General features: G+C 66.8%; 4 protein-coding genes. 3 read left to right on the forward strand and 1 reads right to left on the reverse strand.

The window, feature by feature from the left end; all coding sequences use genetic code 11:
• On the reverse strand, nt 1-1,791 hold a 1,791-nt coding region (gene ppsA, locus D180_RS17770), incomplete at its 3' end, for a phosphoenolpyruvate synthase (RefSeq protein WP_017913857.1).
• A gap of 145 nt (nt 1,792-1,936) precedes the next feature.
• Here ppsA and D180_RS17775 point away from each other — a divergent pair.
• The 3 genes from D180_RS17775 to D180_RS17785 all read left to right on the forward strand — a co-directional run bounded on the left by D180_RS17775 (nt 1,937) and on the right by D180_RS17785 (nt 3,978).
• Nucleotides 1,937-2,758, forward strand: a complete 822-nt coding sequence (locus D180_RS17775; protein ID WP_010342958.1) for a pyruvate, water dikinase regulatory protein — start codon at nt 1,937-1,939, stop codon at nt 2,756-2,758.
• A gap of 155 nt (nt 2,759-2,913) precedes the next feature.
• A complete protein-coding gene (locus D180_RS17780) occupies nt 2,914-3,420 on the forward strand; it encodes a DUF1249 domain-containing protein (protein ID WP_017909496.1) in 507 nt (168 codons plus the stop codon).
• 69 nt (nt 3,421-3,489) lie between these two features.
• Nucleotides 3,490-3,978, forward strand: coding sequence for an 8-oxo-dGTP diphosphatase (locus D180_RS17785; protein ID WP_017913858.1), 489 nt, complete (start codon nt 3,490-3,492; stop codon nt 3,976-3,978).
• Nucleotides 3,979-4,125 lie beyond the last annotated feature (147 nt).

A 4,125-nucleotide genomic window follows, 5' to 3' on the forward strand; every position in this document is an offset into this window, starting at 1 on the left:
TTCGTGCGGTTCGTAGTTGCTGCCGCCGATCAGGTTGGCGTACTCGTTGGACTTGAAGTCCGACAGGCGCACGATCACCGGGTGCGGCGCCACCGACGCGGTCAGCGTGGCGATGCCTTCGGCCAGGCGATTGACGTAGAAGCTCACCGGGTCGGCGTAGCCGGCGATCTTCTCGTCGATCTTCTTCTTGGTCGCCGCGTCCTGCTTGGCGTATTCCAGCAGCGCGTTGGGATGGATGCCGATGTGCGCGGCGATGATCATCTCCAGGCGCGCCAGGCCGATGCCGGCGTTGGGCAACTGGCCGAAGTCGAATGCGCGCTCCGGGTTGGCCACGTTCATCATGATCTTCAGCGGCGCCGGCGGCATGTTGCCCAGATCCGTGGTGGTGCGCTCGAACGGCAGGCGCTCGCCATAGATGTAGCCGGTGTCGCCTTCGGCGCAGCTCACCGTCACTTCCTTGCCGTCCTCGACCAGTTCCATCGCGTTGCCGGTGCCGACCACGGCCGGCACGCCCAGCTCGCGGGCGATGATCGCCGCGTGGCAGGTGCGGCCGCCGCGGTTGGTGACGATCGCCGAGGCGCGCTTCATCACCGGCTCCCAATCGGGATCGGTCATGTCCGCGACCAGCACGTCGCCGGGCTGTACCCGGTTCATGTCTTCCAGGCTGCGCACCACGCGGGCGACGCCGGCGCCGATCTTCTGGCCGATCGCACGGCCTTCGGCGATCACCTCGCCGCGCTGCTGCAACGCGAAGCGTTCGATCTGAGTGGCGTGGCCGCGCGACTTCACCGTCTCCGGACGCGCCTGCACGATGAACAGCTTGCCGCTGACGCCGTCCTTCGCCCACTCGATGTCCATCGGCCGCTGGTAGTGCTGCTCGATCACCAGCGCCTGCTTGGCCAGTTCCTGCACGTCCTCGTCGTTGATCGAGAAGGTGTTGCGCAGTTCGGCCGGAGTGTCCTCGATGCGCACGCGCTCGCCTGGCACGTCCGAATACACCATGCGGATCAGCTTGCTGCCCAGCGAGCGGCGCAGGATCGCCGGCTTGCCGGCCTTGAGGGTGGGCTTGTAGACGTAGAACTCGTCGGGATTGACCGCGCCCTGCACGACCATTTCGCCGAGGCCGAAGCTCGAGGTAACGAACACCACGTCCCGGAAGCCGGACTCGGTGTCCAGGGTGAACAGCACGCCGGAGGCGCCGACGCCGGAGCGCACCATCAGTTGCACGCCGGCCGAGAGGAACACGTCCTCGTGCTTGAAGCCGTGGTGCACGCGGTAGGCGATGGCGCGATCGTTGTAGAGGCTGGCGAAGACTTCCTTGACCTTGTGCACCACGTCGTCGGCGCCGGTCACGTTGAGGAAGGTCTCCTGCTGGCCTGCGAAGCTGGCGTCGGGCAGGTCTTCGGCGGTCGCCGAGGAGCGCACCGCGACCGCGATGTCGCCGCCACCGTTCTCGTTGCACAGTTGCGCGTAGGCGTCGCGGATCGCCTGGTCCAGCTCCGGCTGCAGCGGTGCGTCGATCACCCAGCCGCGGATTTCCTTGCCGGCGGCGGTCAGCGCGCCCACGTCTTCCACGTCCAGCGTGGCCAGCTTGTCGAAGATGCGCTGGTACAGATCGTTGTGAGCGACGAAGGCCTTGAACGCTTCGGCGGTGGTGGCGAAGCCGCCGGGCACGGACACGCCGAGCCCCGCCAGATTGCCGATCATTTCGCCAAGGGAGGAATTCTTGCCACCGACGCGAGCCAGGTCGGCCAGGCGCAGCTCATGCAACCACAGGATGTTCTCGTTCAAGCGCGATGCTCCGTTAGGCCATCGCCCGAGGCGGGCTGAATGGCCGCGTCCGTGAGGGAAGAAGCCGATATGATGCAGTGCGCACCCGAGCCGGCACAAGCGAAGCGGGCGCATCCGTTGGGTTTCAGCCAGGAGAATGCAGGCAATGTCGACGATCAGACCGGTGTTCTACGTGTCCGATGGAACCGGTATCACCGCTGAAACCATTGGGCATAGCCTGCTCACCCAGTTCAGCGGTTTCAGCTTCGTCACCGACCGCATGTCGTTCGTCGACGATCCGGAAAAAGCCCGCGACGCCGCGCAGCGGATCCATGCCGCAGGGGAGCGCTATCAGGTTCGGCCGATCGTGGTCAACTCCTGCGTCGATCCGCAACTGAGCATGCTGCTGGCCGAGAGCGGGGCGCTGATGCTCGACGTATTCGCGCCCTTCATCGAGCCGCTGGAGCGCGAATTGAACGCGCCGCGGCACTCGCGGGTGGGACAGGCGCACGGTCTGGTCGACTTCGAGACCTACCACCGCCGCATCAACGCGATGAACTTCGCGCTCGCGCACGACGACGGCATCGCGCTCACCTACGACGAAGCCGACGTGATCCTGGTGGCGGTGTCGCGCGCGGGCAAGACCCCGACCTGCATCTACCTGGCGCTGCATTACGGCGTGCGCGCGGCGAACTATCCGTTGACCGACGAGGACCTGGAGAGCGATCGGCTGCCACCGCGCCTGCGCGCCTATCGCAACAAGCTGTTCGGGCTGACCATCGATCCGGAGCGGCTGCAGCAGATCCGCCAGGAGCGGCGGCCGAATTCGCGTTACTCCAACGCCGAGACATGCCGGCGCGAAGTGGCGGCGGCCGAAACCATGTTCCGCATGGAGCGGATTCCGACCCTGAGCACAACGCATACCTCGATCGAGGAGATTTCCAGCAAGGTGCTGGCGACGCTGGGACTGCAGCGCGAGATGTTCTGAGAGAGGGTGTGACTGGCCAGCGCGCGCCGGTCGGGCGGGGCCGTTACCGGCGGCGACGGCATTTCCGCACGTCCTCGCAGGGATTTCCACGGTAGGCCGCTGGCGCCGATCCGTCAATGCTGCCGCCGGCGCGATCAAGCGTGTAGGATCGGTCCATGCAGCACGCCATGACCCGCAGCGAACGCATCCCCCGGCTCAGCCGTTTCGGCTGGCTGATGGGGTTGTACGCCGAGAACTATCTGCACCTGAACCGCCTGTTCGTGCCGGCCGACCTGGCCGCCGGCAGCTACGTGTCCAGCATCGGCGACGGCCTGGACCTGCGCCTGGACGTGATCGAGCGTCACCGCTACACCGTCGAACTGCGCCTGACCTACGATCTGTGCGACCCGCTGACCGGCGAGCCGGACCCGTCGGCCTACGTGCGCCTGTACCTTGACGCGCGCCAGGCCGAGACCACGCATTGCTATGTCGGCCGCCGCTGGCAGGACGTGATGGGGCTGTACCCGCCGCCGGCGGAACTGATCAGCCATCGCATGCGCATGAACACCTTCCTCGGCAAATGGTTGGAATATCTGGCCGAGCGCGGCCACGGCGTGGCCACGCTGCGATCGGCGCCGCCGTTGCCGCGCGCGGCGCAGGACGCGGCGACGCCCGCCGTCTAGCCACAGGCTGGACCAGGCGGTGGCACGGTTACGGCATACTGCGCGCCCGTCGTCCTCTGCCTTCGTCGCATGCCTTACACCCCCATCGTCGCCACCTTGGGCTACGTGCTCTCGCCCGATCGCAGCCAGGTGCTGCTGGTCCATCGCAATGCCCGGCCCGGCGACCATCACCTGGGCAAGTACAACGGCCTGGGCGGCAAGGTGGAGGCGGACGAGGACGTCCTGGCCGGCATGCGCCGCGAGATCCTGGAAGAGGCCGGCATCACCTGCGAGGCGCTGCAGTTGCGCGGCACCATCAGTTGGCCGGGGTTCGGCAAGCACGGTGAGGACTGGCTGGGCTTCGTGTTCCTGATCGAGGCTTACGCCGGCGAGCCGTTCGCCGAGAACGCCGAGGGCACGCTGGCCTGGGTGCCGATCGCGCAGATGGACACGCTGCCGCTGTGGGAGGGCGATCGCCATTTCCTGCCGCTGGTGTTCGATGGCGACCCGCGCCCGTTCCACGGGGTCATGCCATACCGCGACGGATGCATACAGTCCTGGCGCTACTCGCGGGTCTGACGTGCTCGCGCTGCCATCAAGCCCCTCTCCCATCGGGAGAGGGGTTGGGGTGAGGGTACGGCGCGAAAGCGACTCAAGAAGTTTGGGGGTGCGGCGCGAAAGCGACTCGCGGAGTTTGGTTGCACCAGGCTCCGCCCGTACCCTCAT

The sequence above is a fragment of the Xanthomonas sp. SHU 166 genome, from assembly GCF_000364685.1.
Taxonomy (GTDB): Bacteria; Pseudomonadota; Gammaproteobacteria; order Xanthomonadales; family Xanthomonadaceae; genus Xanthomonas_A; species Xanthomonas_A sontii.